At 24.6% G+C, this 21643-nt stretch carries 18 protein-coding genes, 2 pseudogenes and 1 CRISPR repeat array; of the genes and pseudogenes, 16 read left to right on the top strand and 4 right to left on the bottom strand.

Features of this window, described 5'->3' with window-relative positions:
- Nucleotides 1–9 precede the first annotated feature (9 nt).
- A complete protein-coding gene (locus tag BQ2505_RS06825) occupies nucleotides 10–435 on the top strand; it encodes an Rrf2 family transcriptional regulator (RefSeq protein WP_074017015.1) in 426 nt (141 codons plus the stop codon).
- A gap of 133 nt (nucleotides 436–568) precedes the next feature.
- Nucleotides 569–856, top strand: a complete 288-nt coding sequence (locus BQ2505_RS06820) for a cupin domain-containing protein (protein WP_074017014.1) — start codon at nucleotides 569–571, stop codon at nucleotides 854–856.
- Between the two features lie 234 nt (nucleotides 857–1090).
- Here the strand turns inward: BQ2505_RS06820 and BQ2505_RS09040 are convergent.
- Both BQ2505_RS09040 and BQ2505_RS06805 read right to left on the bottom strand, forming a co-directional pair.
- Nucleotides 1091–2290 (bottom strand): annotated as a pseudogene (locus tag BQ2505_RS09040) (IS91 family transposase).
- Nucleotides 2291–2594: 304 nt separating this feature from the next.
- Nucleotides 2595–3116, bottom strand: a complete 522-nt coding sequence (locus BQ2505_RS06805; RefSeq protein ID WP_083232328.1) for a hypothetical protein — start codon at nucleotides 3114–3116, stop codon at nucleotides 2595–2597.
- Nucleotides 3117–3672: 556 nt separating this feature from the next.
- Between BQ2505_RS06805 and BQ2505_RS06800 the strand changes: the two genes are divergently transcribed.
- From BQ2505_RS06800 to BQ2505_RS06735, 14 genes and pseudogenes are all read left to right on the top strand, one after another.
- A complete protein-coding gene (locus tag BQ2505_RS06800; RefSeq protein ID WP_074017011.1) occupies nucleotides 3673–4572 on the top strand; it encodes an Abi family protein in 900 nt (299 codons plus the stop codon).
- Nucleotides 4573–4599: 27 nt separating this feature from the next.
- Nucleotides 4600–5352: a CRISPR-associated endoribonuclease Cas6 gene (cas6, locus tag BQ2505_RS06795; RefSeq protein ID WP_074017010.1), complete on the top strand. Its 753-nt coding sequence runs from the start codon at nucleotides 4600–4602 to the stop codon at nucleotides 5350–5352.
- Nucleotides 5342–6886 (top strand): type I CRISPR-associated protein Cas8a1/Csx8, encoded by a 1545-nt coding sequence (gene cas8a1, locus BQ2505_RS06790; RefSeq protein ID WP_074017009.1) that lies wholly within the window; start codon nucleotides 5342–5344, stop codon nucleotides 6884–6886. Before cas6 ends, cas8a1 begins: the two co-directional genes overlap by 11 nt.
- A 12-nt stretch (nucleotides 6887–6898) precedes the next feature.
- Nucleotides 6899–7783 carry a type I-B CRISPR-associated protein Cas7/Cst2/DevR gene (gene cas7i / locus BQ2505_RS06785; protein ID WP_074017008.1) on the top strand — a complete coding sequence of 295 codons (885 nt, stop codon included), beginning with the start codon at nucleotides 6899–6901 and terminating at the stop codon, nucleotides 7781–7783.
- A gap of 10 nt (nucleotides 7784–7793) precedes the next feature.
- On the top strand, nucleotides 7794–8894 hold the full coding sequence (gene cas5, locus BQ2505_RS06780; protein WP_074017007.1) for a CRISPR-associated protein Cas5: 1101 nt from the start codon (nucleotides 7794–7796) through the stop codon (nucleotides 8892–8894).
- Between the two features lie 75 nt (nucleotides 8895–8969).
- Entirely contained in the window at nucleotides 8970–11408 is a 2439-nt protein-coding gene (locus BQ2505_RS06775; protein WP_074017006.1) for a CRISPR-associated helicase/endonuclease Cas3, read from the top strand.
- 69 nt (nucleotides 11409–11477) lie between these two features.
- Nucleotides 11478–11971: pseudogene (cas4, locus tag BQ2505_RS09035) on the top strand (CRISPR-associated protein Cas4).
- Nucleotides 11972–11983: 12 nt separating this feature from the next.
- Entirely contained in the window at nucleotides 11984–12316 is a 333-nt protein-coding gene (gene cas1 / locus BQ2505_RS06765; protein ID WP_235817381.1) for a CRISPR-associated endonuclease Cas1, read from the top strand.
- Between the two features lie 111 nt (nucleotides 12317–12427).
- A CRISPR array of direct repeats spans nucleotides 12428–13913; the repeat unit is 30 nt; unit sequence ATTTATGTAAAACCATATTGGAATTTAAAT.
- A 506-nt stretch (nucleotides 13914–14419) separates the two neighbouring features.
- Nucleotides 14420–14950: a PASTA domain-containing protein gene (locus tag BQ2505_RS06760; RefSeq protein WP_235817380.1), complete on the top strand. Its 531-nt coding sequence runs from the start codon at nucleotides 14420–14422 to the stop codon at nucleotides 14948–14950.
- Nucleotides 14951–14957: 7 nt separating this feature from the next.
- A complete protein-coding gene (rsgA, locus tag BQ2505_RS06755; protein WP_074017004.1) occupies nucleotides 14958–15845 on the top strand; it encodes a ribosome small subunit-dependent GTPase A in 888 nt (295 codons plus the stop codon).
- Nucleotides 15838–16488 (top strand): ribulose-phosphate 3-epimerase, encoded by a 651-nt coding sequence (rpe, locus tag BQ2505_RS06750; protein WP_074017003.1) that lies wholly within the window; start codon nucleotides 15838–15840, stop codon nucleotides 16486–16488. Before rsgA ends, rpe begins: the two co-directional genes overlap by 8 nt.
- On the top strand, nucleotides 16488–17165 hold the full coding sequence (locus BQ2505_RS06745; RefSeq protein WP_074017002.1) for a MarR family winged helix-turn-helix transcriptional regulator: 678 nt from the start codon (nucleotides 16488–16490) through the stop codon (nucleotides 17163–17165). The genes rpe and BQ2505_RS06745 overlap by 1 nt, the downstream gene beginning before the upstream one ends.
- Nucleotide 17166: 1 nt before the next feature.
- A complete protein-coding gene (locus BQ2505_RS06740) occupies nucleotides 17167–18789 on the top strand; it encodes an Rqc2 family fibronectin-binding protein (RefSeq protein WP_074017001.1) in 1623 nt (540 codons plus the stop codon).
- Between the two features lie 66 nt (nucleotides 18790–18855).
- On the top strand, nucleotides 18856–19194 hold the full coding sequence (locus tag BQ2505_RS06735) for a cell division protein SepF (RefSeq protein WP_074017000.1): 339 nt from the start codon (nucleotides 18856–18858) through the stop codon (nucleotides 19192–19194).
- Nucleotides 19195–19363: 169 nt separating this feature from the next.
- On the opposite strand, the gene BQ2505_RS06730 is transcribed toward BQ2505_RS06735, so the two are convergent.
- Nucleotides 19364–19930, bottom strand: a complete 567-nt coding sequence (locus BQ2505_RS06730) for a TetR/AcrR family transcriptional regulator (protein WP_074016999.1) — start codon at nucleotides 19928–19930, stop codon at nucleotides 19364–19366.
- 170 nt (nucleotides 19931–20100) lie between these two features.
- A complete protein-coding gene (locus BQ2505_RS06725; protein ID WP_074016998.1) occupies nucleotides 20101–21534 on the bottom strand; it encodes an OmpP1/FadL family transporter in 1434 nt (477 codons plus the stop codon).
- Nucleotides 21535–21643 lie beyond the last annotated feature (109 nt).

Here is a 21643-nt window from a genome sequence, read left to right as displayed (position 1 = left end):
AGATAAAGAATGAAATTAAAAAATGAAATAGAGTATGTATTTAGAATTTTAAACTACTTATCATTGCAAGGTAAAGATAGAGTTGTAACATCAACTGAAATAGCAGAAAATGAGAATATTCCTCACTTATTTAGTATAAGAGTACTAAAGAAAATGGAAAAGAAAGGTCTTTTAAAAATATTTAAAGGAGCAAATGGAGGATATAAATTAAATAGAGATCCTAAAGAAATTACTTTAAAAGATGCTGTTGAAACGATAGAAACAGAAATTATTATAAAAGATAAGGCTTGTTTAGCAGGACAAACTAGTTGTTCTGTTATATTTGAAGCTTTAGAAAAAATAGAAAATAACTTTTTAAATAATTTAGAAAAAGTAAATTTTTATGATTTAACACATCAAAAATCTAAAATTTCTGTTGACGAAAATTTAGACTAAAATTTTATAAATATATTGGGATAAAAAAAGCATTTAGTTATTTAACTAAGTGCTTTTTTACAAAAATAAGTTGACACTTTTTAAATAAAAGTTTATAATTTTTGTAAACAATAAAAATAAAAGGAGTGTTACTATGTTAGGAAAAGAAATAAAAGAATATGGACCAGTATTTAATTCAGATGATTTGATGGTTGTACATTTACATTTAGAAGCTGGACAAAAAATTCAACCTCATGATCATCCAGGACAAGAAATATTTTTTACAGTTGTTGATGGAGAAGTTGAAGTTTATTTAAATGAAGAAGAAACACATGTGTTACAACCTAAAAAAGTTTTAAATTTTAAAGGAGAAGCAAGAATTTCTGCTACTGCTTTAAAAGAAAGTGATGTATTTGTATACTTAGTAAATAGAAGAAAATAAAAGAAAAAATAAATTAAATAAATTGGAGAAAGATTATTAATTATTTTGTGAAAAATAAAATAAATAATAATCTTTTTTTAATCTATAGGAAAGTATAAATTTAAAGAGGTCAAATAAAAAAAGAAATGTGAAGATATCGGTTTAAGTAAAAAGATAATATTTATAGAAATATTTAAAATAATTAAAAAAATTGCACGACAAAAAGCTCTAATGAAAATGGTCATTAGAGAAGTATTAGAAATAAATTTTATGTATGGTTCGACCATACCAATTAGCGCTTACATAGATTTCTTGTTTATCCATCATAATTTTACAGTGAGGACACATAAAAGGGTGTACATCAAATGTTTCAATAGATTGTTTTACAAAAAAAGAATATTCAGATTTAGAAAATCTTTTTTTGTACTTTTTAATTGTATCTTTTAACTTTGTTGTGATATTGCGCCCATAAAAAACGAATCTATTAATCATCTTAAAATTTTTGGGTGGTAAATGAATAAGAACTTGTTGAACAAATTTATCTATATCCATAGTTACATATTTTTTCTTTTTATTATCAGCTAAATCATTAAAGAAAAAGGTAACTTTTTTATTGTCGTAATTGATAATTTTGTATTCAGCAATAGGTGCACGAGCGAGATATTTTCCTAAATATTTTATAATTCCTTTAGGAGAATTAACATTACAAGAGCCTACATTAAAGAAAAATCTTTTGTTTTCTTTATATAGTTTAGAAACAGTTTTTAGTGCTAAATTTTTAATTTTAGGATTAGGATAATTACCATTTTTAACAATATCAAGTACATGATACTTTCATTGTCCAGCAATAGAAGGTACATGGAAGTAGTCTAATTTTTTAAAAGTAAAATTTTTAGTAAATCCGCCAAGAGAAACAAGCGCATGAATATGAGGATTCCATTTTAAATCTCTACCAAAAGTAAAAGTATGAATAACAGTGATAAGTCCATAGTGAAGGATATCAGAGTTAGTGAAATAATCTGAAGAAGATTTAGGAAGGTTATTTTTTCTATTATTTTTCTTGTAGAGATTATGAAATTGATATTCCATGGTTTCATTGACAGCAGTAGCTAGTTTAGAAAGTAAGTTTCTATCGTAAAAGAAAAAAGGTCTTAACTCTTCAGGAATAGTAAAAAGAATATGTCTATGAGAAACATTAAGAATATCATTAGTCATCTTTTGTGTCCAAGTAGCAGAATATTTAAATCCACAAGAAGGACAAAGTCTAGATTTACAGGTAATAGGAATAGTATGATAATGCCCACACTCAGTACAAGTATATTTAATGAAACCAGCTTTAGTATCGCGACAAAGCATAAACTTATTGATAGAGGTTTTAATGTACTCCAAATGGTTGTGAGTTAAAAAAGGCTTGATAAAATTTAAGATTTGTGATAAATCTGCTATGGATAGCATTTCTTTAATCATGAGATATTAGTCCTTTCTGTATGTTTTAGTCCAAATAAATTTTACAGAAAAAGATAGCCAATTGCAAAAGATTTTTTTAAAAATCTGCAATTGGCTTTTTTTATTACTTCCTTATCCACTAGATAACCCCTTTTAATTACTGGTATCATATCCCTTATATAAAAATTATTTTTTTATCAAACTATCTTTTAAGTGCAATAGTGGAGCAATTTAAAAAGTACAGTTTATTTTATCTTTTAATATCAATACATAAATAACTTAATAATTAATTTTATGCAAGTATTTTTTTTCATCAATAAGCAAAGTAATAGCATAAAGAATTTTCTGAACTATCATTTTTTAGTTCACAAATTTCTCTCAATGGAAATTTATAACTTCCATCTTTTCTAATAATTTTTTGAAATGGTGGAATTAAAAATTCTCCTATCTCCCATATTATTCTTCCAAATAAAATACCTTCTATATAAACATAATTTTGAAATGGATTTATAATTCTATTTTTTGTAGGATAAGAATATTGAAAATCTTTAACTCCATCATAATCTCTAAGTGCTGAAGAGCCTATAAAGTTTTCTGTATAAGCATTATTATTTTGTTTGATTTCATTTTCATATTTTTTATAGAATGATTGAGGATTATTTTTATATAAGTTGTAATCTTCTTCATCTATTTTGTAATATCTATAATAAGTAGCAATCCAAGAAACAAAAATATGTATCATATAAATTTTTAATTCTTCACAATAACCAATTTCAAAATAATTATCTTTATGTACAATTTTATTTTTAAGTATTATTTTTTCAATTTTTAACATAATTTAATCACCTAGCATTTTTATTCAATTATAACATAATAATAAAAAAAGCAACTCATATTCTACTTATTATTTTTTTAATAAGTAAATATGAATTGCTGATTTCTTCCAATTTGGAAAAACGTAAAAAAATATTTAAAATAGATTATATCTAAATTTAAATTCTAATTTAGAAGATACATTGTATATTTTATTATGATTAAAATAAAAAATCAAATAAAAATTAAAAAAATCTAGATTATAGAAGCACCTTTGTTTCTATTTAATATTAATTTTTATTAATAATTAAAATATAAACTTGAAAAAAAAGAGAAGTTATGTTAACATAAAATATATTATAATAATTTAAAATATAATTATTTCTAATGGATAAAAATAAGATTTTTAATACTAATATAAAATTAGATTTTTATAATTTCAAAATAATATTCTAATTGACAAAGCAAATAAAATAGTTTAAAATACAAGTACATAAATAAGAGATCAATACCCCTGCTTGTCAATATGACACGGATACGTCCGATGCAGGGGTTTTTTTCTTTATGGAGGTTTTAATATGAGCTGTAGTGAAATCCATTTAAGTTACGAGCAACAATTAAATAAATTTATAAGTAGAGGAATGCTTGTTAAAAACAAGGAGAAAGCTCTTGAAAGATTAAAACATATAAGTTATTATAAAATTAAACAGTTTTCTACATTTTTTATGGACAATAGTGGAAATTATAAACAAAATACTTCTTTTGAAGCAGTAATTCAAAATTTTTATTTTGATAAAAATTTAAGAATGGAATTTTTAAAATGTTCAGAAAAAATTGAATTGTCAATAAAAAATAAAATTGCATATCTTTTAGGAGTTAAATATGGAGCATTTGGTTATTTAAACTTTTCAAGTTGGTGTGATAGGACTAGACCCAAACAAGAAATTCAAAATGAAGAATCAAAGTTTAAAAAGAAAATTCAGAATAAAATGAAATTATTTTCAGATAATTCTATTATTAAAGATTTTGTTATAAATAATCCAACTGAAACTTATTTAAGTATCTGGAGATTGTCAGAAGTATTAACTTTTGGGGAAGTATTATATCTTTTTGAGATGATGTCACAAAAAAATAAGGTATCTATTGCTCGTACTTATAATCTTAAAGTTGATGAATTTACTTCTTATGTGAACAATATAAAATTAGTTAGAAATTTATGTGCTCATAATATGTCTATCATTCATCTAAAATTGAGAACTATTCCTAAAATGAATACTGATTTTTCAAATATATTAAACAGATATGATAGAATATTCAGTTCTATATTAATAATAATTTATTTTATAAAAAATATAAATCCTAATTATCAATTTAAAACACTATATCATACAGTGTGTCAATTAATTAAAAGAAATAAAGTAGCTAAAATATATGGAATTAAAAATTATAAGTTGTTAAAAAAATACATTAAAAGTTAATAAAAATAAATAAAAAGGAGGAGAGCAATGAGGTTTATTTTAGATTTTGAATTAGGTACTGTTAGACTTCCAATAGAAATCAGAAGAACTGTTATAAGTTTCTTTAAGAAGTCTTTAACAGAGGCACATAATTCAAAATATTATCCAGAATTTTTTACAGGAACTCAAATAAAAGATTATTCATTTTCTGTAATTTTTCCTTTGGATAAATATTTTGGAGAAGAAATTTATTTAAAAAGACCTGAAATGAAAGTTGTAGTATCTTGTTCAGAAAAAAATAATATAGGTTTCTTGTTGGTAAATGTATTTTTATCACAAAGAAATAAAAAATTTCCTTTACCTAAAGATACTCATATGATTTTAAAAGATGTCAGAATAATTGAAGAAAAAATTATTAAAGGGGAGGAGGCTATTTTTCAAACTACAATAGGTGGAGGAGTTGTAGTAAGAGAACATAATAAAGAAGAAAACAAAGATATCTACTATTCAGTGGGAAATAAAAGATTTGAAGAAGTTTTAAATTGGTTAATGAAAGAAAGGTTTAAAAGATTAGGATATCCTGAAGATATTTTTAAAGATTTTAGTTGTGAACTATTAGAAGGAAGAAAAATAGTTGTTAAACATTTTGATTTAAAGTTTCCTGTGACAACTGGAAGATTTAAAGTAAAAGCTCCTAAAATTTTATTAGAAGAAATATATAGAACAGGTATGGGTAGTCGTTTATCACAAGGATTTGGACTTTTAGAGTATCTAGGTGGTGAGATCAAAGATGAAGTATGATATTGATAAGAATGAATATGGTTTTGATACTGCAATATCTGCTTCTGATTGGAAATATTCAGCAGCTATTACAGGATTAATTTATTATTTTAAAGAATTAGAAAAGAAATATGAGATAAAAAAGGTAATTATTGATGAAATTACTGATAGTTATTTACTATATAATAAAGAAGATATCAATGAAGAAAATTATTTAGATTTTATTGAAAGATTTTACTCAGAAGAGGCATTGGCACATAAAAAATTAGAAAATCAATTAAAGCATACAAAAGAATTTACCACAGAAATTATAAAAAGCATAAAAGAAAATATGTCAGCAAACACAGTTTTAAAAAAAGTATTTTCAAAAACAAAATTTGATGGAACAAATAAAGATGAAGTATTGAAGTTACTTGATGAAAATAGACATTCAATTATAAAAGAAACTTTTAGAAATAAAAAGGATTTATATGATAATTATTGTCAAACAAGTAGACTTTTAGAAAAAGGAGACAATAGTCCTTGTAGGCTCAAAGGTTATTATTTTGACCCTAATAGAAAGTCTAAGGCAACAGGTTATAACTTTGTTTCTAGTAGTGTAGATTACTTTGATGATGAAATATTTGATTTTATCCCATTTGCTTTTACTGGAAGTCCTTTTGAAACTATATTTTTAAATGATAATTTAGATTTAGAAATATTAGAAAATATGAATTATAAATTAAGAGAATATTTTTCTGAGGAAAAAGAGAATGAAACAGAAAGACTAAAAAGTCTTAAACAAGAAAAAGCAATTAAAGAGAAAAAAAATGAAGAAACAGAAGGAAATCAAAATTCTGTACCTTTAAAAAAATTATTTTTAAATATCCTACAAAAAAAAGTTGACTATATCAAATATGGAATGGAAATAATTTATAAAAATAGGGATAAAGAATATTTTGAAACTTGGTATTTAAGAAATGAAAGTATAAAAGTATTAAAAGAGATTGAAGATTTTTCAAAATTGGATATCAGAATAAAAATTACTGATAAATATTATTTTAATCTTCTTGATGAAGTGTTCTCTGCTATTTTAAATCTAAGTTTATTAACAAATAGTATTTTATATTTATTAAAAGATAGAGAAAGTTTTATAAAAATAGATGTAACTAGGGAAAATTTAACAAAACTTTTTAAATACAACTATGCTATTAATCAATTAATTAAAGTAAATCGAATAATAAGAAATGGGGGAAAAGAAATGGATAAGAATCTAAAAAGTTCTATAAAAGCTTGTGCAAGTGAAGTTGTAAGAAGATTTATAAAAGATAATTCTTTAAATAAGTTAGCATCATACAGACAAAAATTGTTAAGTTCAGTTGTTGCTAAAAATCATAAAAGGATTTTAGATGTTTTAACTCAATTATCAGTATACTCAGGAGTATATTTTAGCTTTGCTTTTGATTATATAGAAAATCAAACTCAAAATGAAGATATAATACATTATTTTATCTTAGAATTAGAACAAAATAGATTAGAAAGTAAAAAAAATAAAGAAAATGGAGATCAAGAATAGGGAGGAGAAAAAATGAAAAAAAATGCATTAACAATCACAATAGTAGCAAATATGACATCAAATTATTCTGAAGGATTAGGAAATATTTCAAGTGTTCAAAAAATTTATAGAGATAGAAATGTATATGCTATCCGTAGTCGTGAAAGTTTAAAAAATGCAATCATGGTACAAAGTGGAATGTATGAAGACTTAGAAACTGAAGCAAATGGAGCTACACAAAAAAAAGTTGATGAAAATTTAAATGCTACAAACTGTCGTGCTTTAGAAGGTGGATACATGAATACAAAAGAAAGTACTTATGTAAGAAATAGTTCTTTCTATCTAACAGATGCAATTTCAACAGAAAGCTTTATAAATGAAACTCGTTTTCATAATAACCTATATTTAGCAACTAATTTTGCCAATGCTAATAATTTAAATGTTCAAAAAGATGCAGGTAAAGTTGGTTTAATGCCTTATCAATATGAATATGAAAAATCATTAAAAGTATATAGCTTAACAATAGATTTAGAAAAAGTGGGAAAAGATCCTAATTTTCCTGATAAAGAAGCTGATAATAAAGAAAAGTTTGAAAGAGTAAAATCTATTCTAGAAGCTATTGAAAACTTAAGCTTAATAGTAAAAGGAAACTTAGATAATGCTGAGCCTGTTTTTGCTATTGGAGGTTTATCTTTAAGAAAAACTCACTATTTTGAAAATGTAGTTAGAGTTGAACAAGGAGCATTAGTTTTAGGAGAAGCTCTAAAAGAAAAGAAAGAAGATGGATTTAACTGTGCTTTATTAAAAGGAGATATTTTTACAAATGAAGCTGAAATAGTCAAAGAATTACAACCAGCATCTATGAGAGAATTTTTTAAATCTTTAATTGAAGATGTAAAAAATTATTATGGAGCATAGGAGGCATATTATGGAAGCCTTAAGAATTATCTTAAAACAAAGTTCAGCAAATTATAGAAAAGCTGGAACAATTGATAATAAAATGACTTATCCTTTACCTATACCATCAACAATAATAGGTGCATTACACAATATATGTGGATATACAGAATATCACTCTATGGATGTAAGCATACAGGGTAAATTTACTTCTCTATCAAGAAAAGTTTACACTGATTATTGTTTTTTAAATTCTGCTTTAGATGATAGAGGAAATTTGGTAAAAGTAGTTGATCCTGATGCATTTTCAGGAGCATTTATAAAAGTTGCCTCAGCAAAAAAAAGTCAAGGAAATAGCTTTAAAGATAGAATCACGATTCAAGTTCATAACGAAGAATTGCTACAAGAATACTGTGATTTAAAGGAGAAAAGTAAAGAAATTGAAGAACTAAAAAATAGTGAATATAAAAAGAAATTAGAAGAATTTAAAGTTTTAAAAAAAGAAATAGCTGATAAAAAGAAAAAAGAAGATAAAAAATCAAAAGTATTTAAAGAGCTTTCAGAGGAAGAAAAGAAAATTAAATATGAAGAAGAAAAATACAAAGAAGATTTTAAAAAATTTGAATATGAAAACTACACTAAACCTTATAGTCATTTTCAAAATCTTGTTACCTCTTTAAAAAGTTATGAAGTTTTGAATGATATTTTTCTAATTTTACATGTAAAAGCTGATGAAGAAACTTTAAAAGATATAGAAAATAATATCTTCAATTTACAATCTTTAGGAAGAAGTGAAGATTTTGTTGAAGTTATTGAATGTAAAATAGTTGAATTACAAGAGTTTTCAAAAAATAAAAGACTTTATAATTTTTCTATGTATCTAAAAAATGATGATGTAACAACGAAAAAAATTCTTCCACTATCTGTTGATGAAGATCACAAAGCTGGAGGAACTAAATATTATTTAGATAAAAATTACAAACTTGAAAAAAATAAAAGGATCTTTATAAAAATTCCTGCTGTGTATTGTAATGCTGTTGGTGCAAAAAATAGTAGTGATAACGTAAAATTAGATTATTTAGAAATATTAGGTCAAAATGAAAAACAAGAGATTTTAGTTAATTTTCTTTAATTAAAAAATTATATATTTAGCTAGAAAGTTTTAAAATTTTCTAGCTAAATATTTTTATTAATGTAGGAGACACCAATGCTGAGTGAAGAACTTTTAAAAAAATATAAAGCAAAACCCGATAGAAATATTTTTGAACATAATTTAGATTTAAAAAAGCAAAAAAACATTTTAATAAATCTAGGATATCTTAATGATAAGAAGAAAATATTACTTTTAAATTCTGCCATTGATTATCACGATGTTGGAAAAATTAATTTTAAATTTCAAAAAAGAATAGAAGAAAATATAAAAAAAATTAATGGTGAAAAATATGACTCTAAATATTTAAAGTTTGATAAGGAGAATGAAGTAGAACATAATATTATCTCAGCTTTTCTAATAAATTCTGAAGATTTTATTTCAGAAGATGATTATTTATCTGTTCTTTATTCAGTTATTTTTCATCATAGGTATTCGGATGCAATTAGTACTATAAATTTTAAAATTTTTCAAAATTTAGATAAATTATTAAAAAGCAATTTACCAAAGAAAATAATCACTTATGAGGATTCTATCCCTCTTGACTTAACTTATCAAGATTTAAATACAATAGAAAATATAAAATTACTAGGTTTACTTATAAAATGTGACCATTCAGCTAGTGGTGGATATCAAATTGAATATCCAAATGACTTTTTGGAACCTGCTCTAAATAATTTGTTGAACGAATTTAAAGAAAAAGATAAATCAGCTGATTGGAATGATATGCAAAAATTTTGTAAGGAAAACAGTCATAAAAATATAATTGCAATAGCAGACACAGGAATGGGTAAAACTGAAGGAGGCTTTCTTTGGGGAGGAAATAATAAGATATTCTTTGTTCTTCCCCTTAGAACAGCTATTAATGCAATGTATAAGAGATTTAATGAAGTTATAATAAAAGGAGAAAATAAAGAAGAAAGAGTAGGTTTATTGCATTCAAATTCTCTTGAATATTATTTGAATAATAAAAAAGAGCTTGTTATCGATGATAATGATGAAAAGGAAATGGATATCTTAGAATACAATAAAAGAGGTAAACATTTATCTCTACCTGTAACTATTTGTACTCCAGACCAAATATTTAACTTTATTCTAAAATATAAAGGTTATGAATCAAAACTAGCTACTCTTTCTTATTCAAAAATAATTTTAGATGAAATGCAAATGTATGATGCAAATTTACTGGCTGCTGTAATTTTTGGAATTACTAAAATTATAGAAATGGGAGGTAAAATTGCTATTGTTACAGCTACTTTTCCACCAATAATTGAGTATTTTTTAAATAAATACTTGATGAAAGATAATCAAAATGTGATAAAAAATTTAGATAAGCCAGAAGAAACTACAGAAGAAGCTCTTTTTATAAAAAAGAAATTTACTAACAATCAAAAAATAAGACATAATATAGTACTTATTGATGATGAAATTGGAATAGAGCAAATTTTATGGCAATTTAGAGAAAATAGAAAAGAAAAAAAATTATCAAATAAGATTTTAGTTATCTGTAATACCATAAAAAAAGCTCAAGAAATTTATTTAAAATTAAAAGAAGAAGTTGATTTAAAAAATAAAATTAACATGTTACATTCAAACTTTATTCGTGAGGATAGAGAAAGCAAAGAACAAGAAATTTTAAATTTTGGAAAAACTGAATTTAATGGAGAAGGTATTTGGATATCAACTTCACTTGTTGAAGCTTCACTAGATATTGATTTTGATTATTTATTTACAGAACTACAGGATTTAAATTCACTATTCCAAAGATTTGGAAGATGTAACCGTAAAGGTAAAAAATCAGTGGATAAAGCTAATTGTTTTATTTATTTAAAAATTGAAGATAAATATTTGAAAGAAAAAGATTCAAAATATGGATTTATAGATAAAGATATTTATAAAAATTCAAAAAAAGGTCTAGAAAATTACTGTAAAGTTATATCTAAAACCGAATTAGATAATTCTGAAGACTACAATGAATTATTTAAAAATTATTCTAAACAAATTAATGAGGGAGATAAGATAAAACTCATAGAAGAAAATTTAAGTTTTGAAAACTTAAAAGATAGCTCTTTTGTTGACGAATTTGAGAAAGCTTATGCTAAATATCAAATGATTTTAAATAGTGATAAAAATTCACAAGATGATTTAAAACTTAGAGATATTCAAAGTGTTACTGTAATCCCATATAATATTTATGAAGAAAATGAAGAAAATATAAAGGGACTTATAAAAAAAATTGAAGATACAAATCTTGGTTTAGAGGAAAGGCAGAAAGCTAAAACTGAACTTTTAAAGAAAACTCTTTCAATTCAATATTATCAATTAAGTAAATATATAGGAGAAATTTTAAAGGGAAAAGCTGATGCAAATAAATATAAATCTGAATCTATAAATAAATTTGAAAAAATAACAATTATGGAAGCTAACTATGATAAAGAACTAGGCTTTAGTGCAAAAGATTTCAAAGATGGGCTTCCAACATATGAATTTATTTAATTAATTCAAAATAATTTTAACTACATAAAAGTAAAACTTTATCAATTAAACTATGGGGAGATAGATATTATGGATAAGGATATAACGGGATTGATGGTTTATTATTATGAAGTATGTAAAAGAAAACTATGGTATTTTACCAATGACATTCAACTTGAAGAAAATAACTCAAATGTTATTTTAGGGAAACTATTGGAAGAAAATAGTTATACTAGAGATGAGAAAAAAATTAATATAGATGGGGTTATAAATATTGATTTTATTCGTTCAAAAAAAATATTACATGAAATAAAAAAAGTAGTTCAATAGAACCAGCTTCAATACTACAGGTTCAATATTATTTGTATTACTTAGAAAAAAAGGGATTAGTTGGGTTAAAAGGTATTTTAGACTATCCATTATTAAAACAAACAGTTGAAGTTAATTTAACTGATAAAGACAAAGAAAACTTAGAAAATATAATAATAGGAATTAAAGAAATTTTAGGTAAAGAAAGCCCTCCTATATTAGAGAAAAAGAGTATTTGTAAAAAATGTGCTTATTTTGATTTATGCTTTGTATAGGAGGGAACAAATATGAAAAGAAGTTATTTTCTTTACACTAATGGAACTTTAAAAAGAAAAGATAATACGATAACATTTATCAATGAACAAGATGAAAAAAGAGATATCCCTATTGAAATGATTGATGATTTTTATATTATGTCTGAAATGAATTTTAATACTAAATTTATCAATTATATATCACAATTTGGTATCCCAATACATTTTTTTAATTACTATACTTTTTATACAGGAAGTTTTTATCCAAGAGAAATGAATGTTTCAGGACAGCTTTTAGTTAAACAAGTGGAACATTATATCAATCCTGAAAAAAGGATAGAAGTCTTTATTTACAAATGGATTTAATAAAATTAAAAAATTAAGATTTTTTAATTTTTTTAAATTTTTTTTATTAGTTTTAGATTGACAAAAAACTATAAAAAAGATATTTTATATTAAAGAGTTTTTAATATGCCTATTTATGTAAAACCATATTGGAATTTAAATTGAAAATCTTTTCATTATCCTTGCAGCCTCTACAGAATTTATGTAAAACCATATTGGAATTTAAATTGATTTAATTGAACTTCTATTCCTTCTTCAATCAAATTTATGTAAAACCATATTGGAATTTAAATTATCACTTGCATAAGCTAATGCTTTGTAGTTTTTGAATTTATGTAAAACCATATTGGAATTTAAATAAATAATCCCCCCTTGAAAATAAAAAATAATTAATCTTATTTATGTAAAACCATATTGGAATTTAAATATTTATTTTTAAACCTTGTATTAATTCAATTTTATTTTATTTATGTAAAACCATATTGGAATTTAAATAATGGTAGTATTGCAAAATTTCATGATGATGACAAATTTATGTAAAACCATATTGGAATTTAAATGTACGCAGAGATTAATTAACAATCCTTATCTACAAGATTTATGTAAAACCATATTGGAATTTAAATGGATTAAATAAATCTTTATATGTTTCTTGAAGTTTTATTTATGTAAAACCATATTGGAATTTAAATCGTAAAGTTGGGGATATTGTTTGGGTAGGTTTTTCAGATTTATGTAAAACCATATTGGAATTTAAATTAAAATTAGTCGCTAACTCCTTAGCTTCATTATTTTTATTTATGTAAAACCATATTGGAATTTAAATGTACCTCTTAGAGAACTTCTCTTACCTGTTCTCTTCTATTTATGTAAAACCATATTGGAATTTAAATAGCAATGAAGATGACTTATTTTTAGAGGGAATTTTATTTATGTAAAACCATATTGGAATTTAAATGTCTTTCTTCTTCTCATTTTCACATGAACGTTTTCAATTTATGTAAAACCATATTGGAATTTAAATGATACTAAAATAAAGTATGGAGAAGCATCAATGAACATTTATGTAAAACCATATTGGAATTTAAATTTGCTTTAGTTCTTCTAACTTCTGTTTCTAATTTATTTATGTAAAACCATATTGGAATTTAAATACTACTGCTTTTAAAGTATTCTTTCTAATCATTTCATTTATGTAAAACCATATTGGAATTTAAATGTCACTTACAACTAAAGCATTTTCATTTTTATAGAGATTTATGTAAAACCATATTGGAATTTAAATTCATCTAGTGGTGTTCCATCATCATTGATAGCTTTAATTTATGTAAAACCATATTGGAATTTAAAATCACTTGAAGCTCTGTATTTTCAAATACTACTAAAATTGATGTAAAACCATATTGGAATTTAAAACCAGGAACATATTGAGAGAAATCTACTTTTTGTTCAACAATTGATGTAAAACCATATTGGAATTTAAAATTGTGAAATTAATACCTCAGCATAAGCAATAGCTAATTGATGTAAAACCATATTGGAATTTAAATTTTCTAAAGAGCTAGTATTCAAATTTATATCTTCTTTAATTGATGTAAAACCATATTGAAATTTCTCTAAAAAAGTTATTCTTAAATCGATCTTAATTATGAGTTATGAAAGTGAAAAAGCATAGACCATTTCTTGAAAAATAAGATATAGTAACTCGTTCTTTTTTAACTTAATTTAATGTCAAATTTAGCTAAGAGGTGATAGGTATGCTAGAAACTATAAAAAATTGTATGTACAAGATTAATCTGTATCAAATAAATATTGGGAAGAATTAAAAAAAAATAATATTCTTATACTCATACTTTTCCATATTGTTCTAATATCTATCATTAAAAAATATTTTTGACTTTCAAAATAATTTTTAACTGAAATTACTATTAAAAAATAAATTACTTTGAAAAATATACTTGTTATGTCTATAATAATATGATAAAATTAAATAAAATAATTTATTAATTTGTAGATAATATATTTATGAAAATATAATTTTTTTATTTTATAAGGAGTAAATATTATTAAAATTACTATTGCAAAAATAAATAATTTAAATAATAATAATTATAGGTGATGAAAATGTCAAAAAATATAAAGGAAGAAAAAGGAATAAAAACATCTAAGATAATTGTAAATGCTATTCTATTGCTGTTGATATTCTTTTTAGGCTCACGTCTATTTATAAGAATTTACTTTAATGAATTTTATTATAAAACTCCTAACTTAGTAGGTCTAAGTTTAGAAGAAGCTAAAAAAACTATATCAAGATCAGCCTTAAACATAAGGGAAATGGGAGAAATTTATTCAGATTTACCTTATGGAACAGTCGCTGTACAAGAGCCAGAAGAAGGAGAAATAGTAAAAAGACATAGAAACATAAAAATATGGGTAAGTAAAGATGAACCATCTGTATTTTTAGATGATTTAATTGGAATGAATTATCTTGATGCAACAGCTGTATTAGAAAAAAATGGAATGTCTGTTCAAGAGGTAAAAAGAATAAAATCTGAGTTACCTATAAGTCAAGTAATAGCAACATCTCCAAAAAGTGGAGAACCTGTATCAAAAGGGCAAAAATTTGTATTTTTAGTAAGTAATGGATTAGAATAATAAGGAGATGAATAAAATACAAGGAGTAGTTATAAATAAAATACAAGGTTTTTATTATGTAGAAATAGAAAACCAAGTTTTAGAATGTAAGTTAAGAGGAGTATTGAAAAAGAAAAATAATAAATATAATTGTGTTGTAGGAGATATAGTTGAAGTTTCAGAAGATAATGCTATTGAAGAAATAAAAGAGAGAAAAAATCTCTTAATCAGACCTATTGTTTCAAATGTAGACTATTTAGCAATACAATTTGCTGCAAAAAATCCTCAAATAGACTATGATAGAATAAATTTTTTATTATTAACAGCATTTTATTTTAATGTAAAACCTATTGTAATAGTAAATAAAATTGATTATTTAACAACAGAAGAATTAGAAGTTATAAAAGAAAAGTTACTTTTTTTAAAAAATATAGATGTTCCTTTTTTTATGATTTCTTGCCAAGAGAAAATAGGACTTACAGAAGTTGAGGAATACATTAAAGGAAAAATTACTGTGATTGGAGGACCTAGTGGGGTTGGGAAATCTAGTCTTATTAATTTTTTACAAAGTGAAGTAAAGTTAAAAACTGGTGAAATAAGTGAAAGATTAAGAAGGGGTAAACATACAACAAGGGATTCAAATATGATGAAAATGAAAAGTGGAGGCTATATTATAGATACTCCTGGATTTTCTTCAATAGACCTACCTGACATAAAAAATAGAGAGGAATTAATAGATTTATTTCCAGAGTTTTCAGGAAAAGGAGCTTGTAAATTTTTAGATTGTAATCATATTCACGAACCCGGGTGTAGTATAAAAAAATCTGTAGAAGAAAATATAATATCAGAAGAGAGATATAATTTTTATAAAAAAACTTTAGAGTTATTAAAAGAAAGGTGGAATAAATATGACTGATAAAATTAAAATAGCACCATCTATATTATCAAGTGATTTTTCTAAATTAGGAGAAGAGATTGTTGCTATAGATAAGGCAGGTGCAGATTATGTACATATAGATGTTATGGACGGGAATTTTGTGCCAAATTTAACTTTTGGTCCCCCTGTAATTAAGTGCGTTAGAAAATATACAGATCTAGTTTTTGATGTGCATTTGATGATAGATAGACCAGAAAGATATATAGAAGATTTTGTAAAAGCAGGTGCTGATATAGTTGTTGTTCATGCTGAATCAACTATTCATTTACATAGAGTAATACAACAAATAAAAGCATTAGGAGTAAAAGCAGGAGTTTCGTTAAACCCATCAACATCAGAAGAAGTATTAAAATATGTAATAAATGACTTAGATATGGTGTTAGTTATGAGTGTAAATCCAGGTTTTGGAGGTCAAAAATTTATTCCGGCTGTTGTAGAAAAAATAAAGAAAATTAGAGAAATGAGAGCTGATATAGATATAGAAGTTGATGGTGGAATTACAGATGAAACTATAAAAGTTTGTGTAGAAGCAGGAGCTAATGTATTTGTAGCTGGTTCTTATGTGTTTTCAGGAGATTATAAAGAAAGAATTGATTTATTGAAATCTAAGGGAGGGAAATAATGACAGTAAATATTGAAAGAGTAAATGATGTTTTAGAGGAATATTACAAACTATTTTACAAAACAGAAGATATGGCATTAAAAAGAGGAATAAAAGCTTTAACACATACAGAATTACACATAATAGAATCAATAGGAGAAGATACTCAGCTTACAATGAATGAATTGGCTGATAAAATTGGAATAACTATGGGTACAGCCACTGTTGCAATTTCAAAATTATCAGATAAAGGGTATATTGATAGAGCTAGATCGACTACTGATAGAAGAAAAGTATTTGTATCTCTTACAAAAAAAGGAATAGATGCTTTAACTTATCATAACAATTATCACAAAATGATAATGGCATCTATAACTGAAAATATTCCGGCTGATGATTTAGAAAAATTTGTAAATATATTTGAAGTTATTTTAGAATCATTAAGAAATAAAACAGACTATTTTAAACCTATGACAATAACAGATTTCCAAGTGGGAACAAAAGTATCTATAGTAGAAATAAAAGGAACTCCTATTGTTCAAAATTATTTTTTAAGCCATGGAATTGAAAATTTCAGTCTTTTAACAGTTTTAAATTCTGGAGATAAATCACAATTTAAAATAAAAAAAGAAGATGGAGAAGTTTTAATGTTAGATATACTAGATGCTAAAAATCTTATTGGAGTAAAGGCTGATTAATATGCTATATATAGATGGTATATCAATTTCAAAAATAAAGGAAGAATTGAAGAAAGACTTGTTGTCTAAAAGAGTTAATAGAATTTTTAAAAATAATGAGTATTCTGTATCTCTTCATTTTGGTAAAATAGAACTTTTATTTTCTTGTATACCAACTTTGCCAATATGCTATATAACTAAAAATAAAGAGCAACCAATTTTAGATATAGCTTCATCATTTATTTCTAATTTGAGAAAGTATTTAATGAATTCGAGTCTTGTTAATATAGAACAATTAGGACTTGATAGAATTTTAGTTTTTCATTTTTCAAAAATAAATGAACTAGGAGAAATAAAAAAACATAAAATATATTTTGAATGTTTAGGGAAATTAGCAAATATAATTTTTACAGATGCTGATAACAAAATTATAGATAGTTTGAAAAAGTTTCATTTATCAGAAACAAGTGACAGAACATTATTTTTAGGAGAAGAGTATAAAAGACCTAAATTTGAAAGTAAAATTTCTCCTTTTGAAATTCAAAAAGAAGAATTTGATGAAAAACAAAAAAACAATAAATTGATGGATATTGAAGGTCTTGGAAAGATATTAGTAAGCAAACTTGAAAATTATGAAATTTTTGAAAATATATTAAAAGATGAAATCAAACCTACAATTTATTTTGAAAATTCTATCATTAAATTAGCGACAGTTTTAGATTTAGCTCCTGTTAGTTTTGATGAAGTAAAAAAATTTGAAACATATTTTGATATGATTAATTTTTTTATTGATTATGAATATAAAGCAACTAGTTTTATGCTATTAAAAAATAAATTAAAAACTACGTTAGATAAAAAAATAAAAAAATTAGAAAAAATTATATCTATGATAAAAAAAGATATAGAAGAGTCTCAGAATATGGAAAATATAAAAAATCAAGGGAATATTTTAGCTTCTGTTCTATATAATGTAAAAAAAGGTATGTCTAATATAAAAGCATATGATTTTTATAATAATAAAGAAATAGACATAGAGTTAAATCCTTTAATAAGTCCTAAAGAAAATTTAGATAGAATTTATAAAAAATATAATAAAACTAAAAGAGGTTTAGTTAATGCACTTAGAAGAGAAGAAGAGATAATGAATGAAATAAAGTACTTAGAAAGTACATTATTGTTTATAGAAACTGCTTCAGATGTAGTTGCATTAAGAGAGATAGAGGAAGAATTAATATCTTATAAATATTTAAAAAGTGAAAATATAAAGAAAAAAAATAAATTAAAAAAATCTATAAATTATGGAATAATAGAAAAGGATAATTATATTATTTTATATGGAAGAAATAATATTGAAAATGATAATTTAACTTTTAAAGTTTCTTCAAAGTCTGATTATTGGTTTCATGTGAAAGATATTCCTAGTTCACATGTCATAGTTAAAACTGATAGATTAACAGATGAAATAATCATGGAAGCAGCTCAGATAGCAGCTCATTTTTCTAAAGGACTTGTAGGAGATAGACTATCAGTAGACTATACTTTAAGAAAAAATGTATCTAAACCAAATGGTGCAAAAGCAGGATTTGTTATATATAACAATCAAAAAACGGTTATAATAGATAAAATTAAGATTGATATAGTATAAAAAATCTTGAATTTATTTAATAAAAATAGTATTTTATAATAAAAATGAAAGAGAGGATTAGAATCAATGTCAGTAGATGTAAAAAATGTTGAAATAGTTTTTTTAAAACCTACAAAATTTGAAGATTGTGTAAAATGTGCTGAGTATATTAAAGCAGATAAAATAGTAAATATGAATTTAAGTCAATTAGATGATAAAGATTCAAGAAGAGTATTAGACTATATTTCTGGAGCTATTTTTATTACTAGAGCAGAGATAGTAAATGTTGGAAATAAAGTATTCTGTTCTATTCCAAGAGAAAAACAATATTTGAATGAAACTCAAACTGAGGTGTCTAGCTCAAGAGTTTCTTCATTATATTCAGAAGGAAATGAAGAAGAAGAAATACTTCCTTTTAAAAGATAAAAGATAATAAATAAAGTCTCTTGACAGCCGTATGAGTTCTACGAGCTCAATAAACATAGGCTCTTCGAACTAATACGGACGTCAGAGACTAACTTTTATTATTCAAATTTTATACTTTCCTATAGAGTAAAAAAGTCTCCTGATGTCAGTTATCAAGAGGCTTTATTTTTTACTTTGAATATTTTTCTAAATATTCGTAAAATAGTTTAGCTGGATTATCTCTTAAAGTTTTTTCAATAAATTCATCAGTTGGATTTTTAAAAAAACCTGTGGCTATCAAAGTTGATAAACCATGAGCAAAAACCCAACAGCTAATTAATAATTCTTGTTGCATTTCTTCATTGATAGAAGCAAATCTATTGTCTTTAGAAACTTCAGATTGAATTAAATTTAAAAACCCATCTAGCAGAGATGTGTCAATATTATCTCTCAAAAAAACTTTTGAAAATAATTTTTTTTCTTCCCTTGCAAAAATTGCAATTCCCATACCAATATCTAAAAATTTTATCCCTGTTCTATCTTTAGTTAAGTATTCCATAAATAATTTCTCAGATTTTTTTATTAACTCATCTTTTAAAATTTCCATTGAACCAATAGAACTGTATATTGGTGCTGGAGAAGCCTCTAATATTTTAGCAACATTCCTTGCAGTTATTGCATCTATTCCTTCTTCTTTAAATAATTCAAAAGATTTTTCAATAATTAATTCTCTTGAAAATAAAATTTTCTTTGGCATACATTTCTCCTATTAATTATAACTAATTTATTCTTAATATTATTTTAACAAAATTTTATAAATAAAGTCTCTTGATAGCCGTATGAGTTCTACGAGCTCAATGAGCACAGGCTTTTCGAACTAATACGGACATCAGAGACTTATACTTTCTTTAATAAATAAAAAATAATTTAGAATTTTTTAGTTACAGAAAGACCTACAGCTGTTATAGATTTTCTATATTTTTGATTTTCTACATTAGCACCTTTGAATTTTTCTGTAAATGCTCCATCTTTTTTATCATATATAAAATGAGCAACTGAAGCTGTAACAGCTAATGTTTCATCATAGTTATATTTTACTCCAGCTCCTAAAGTATAAGAATTTAAAGCATATTCAGTGTCATTATATGATGAAGATTTAGCTCCAGTTCTGGCATAGTTTACACTTCCAAGTACAGTGAATTTATTATTAATTTTATATTCATTTCCTAAAGCAAGTTCCCAACCATTTTTATAATCATAACCGTGTTCATTTCCACCATAAGCTTGTACTCTATCCATTTTTGCATGACGATTAAAATAGTAATTTCCTGCAAAAGATACTAAGTAATTATCTGTAGCTTGATAAGAAGCACCAACTGATAAGATAGCAGGTAAATCTCTTCTAGTTCTTGTTCCAGGTGTATATTGTGGATAGAAAGTAGATAAACCTAAATCAGTTCCTAAAAGTTTTTCAGTAGGTAATTTATTTTCATGTCCTTTAGATTTGAAATCCATTTTTATTCTTGAATCATATCTAGCAGCTAAATTTAATTTATCAGTGGCTTTATAGTTTACACCTAATTGGAAACCATATCCCCATGCTTCTCTTTTTGCATCAAGCTCACCTTGTAGTCCTTTAACAACTGCATAGGCTGTTTCCTTTTTAGCTGCATCAATTGCTTGTTGTTTCATGGCAACTATTTTTTCACTAGGTAAATTTAGTCCCTTAGTTTTAGCATCAACAACCTTAGCTATTTCCATACCCTTCTTTTGCATATATTCTTGACTAGGTTTAATTCCAACATTTAAGTTTCCATTTAAATTTCTAGTTCCATGAACAACTCTTCCAGCAACAGAGAATGATAATTTATCATCAACTTTAAAAGCTCTACCTAAAGTAATTTGTTCATATTTGTTAGAACCTTTTACTTCAGAACCTTTATCATAAACTCCAACTCCAGCAAGTTTATCTGTGTCTCCTAAAACATCAAGCCCAGAAACACCATCATATTTTAATTTTCCACCACCGGCAATTCCACCAAAGTTAAAAAAGTATGCTCCGTTGTCATCAACAGATGTTAAAGCTACATTAGGTATAGCTTGTCTTAATTGAGCCTTGTGTTGAATTCCTTTATATTCCATTTTTTCATATCCAGTAGCAAATTGTAATCCAACATGCACATATTGCCCTTTATCCCATCTTGTAGTCCCTGCTGGGTTATAATTATTTGCTCCCGCTTGTGTAATACCAGTTTGAGCCTGGTTAGCCAAATAATCTGGTGAATAAGTTTGTATATGGTCTATTGAAGCTGCATAAGCTCCAGTAGAAATTATTGACAATAATAATAAAAGTTTTTTCATTTTATTTCCTCCTTGAATACATACATATAAAATAACAGTTATAATATAACAAATGTATTTTTATTTGTCAAACTTTTATTATAGATTTTTTATCTGATTGAGCATTATA

Origin of the sequence: Fusobacterium massiliense (genome assembly GCF_900095705.1) — a bacterium.
Taxonomy (GTDB): domain Bacteria; phylum Fusobacteriota; class Fusobacteriia; order Fusobacteriales; family Fusobacteriaceae; genus Fusobacterium; species Fusobacterium massiliense.
The sequence above is the reverse complement of the archived record's forward strand: the minus strand, read 5'-3'. Positions and strand labels throughout refer to the sequence as shown.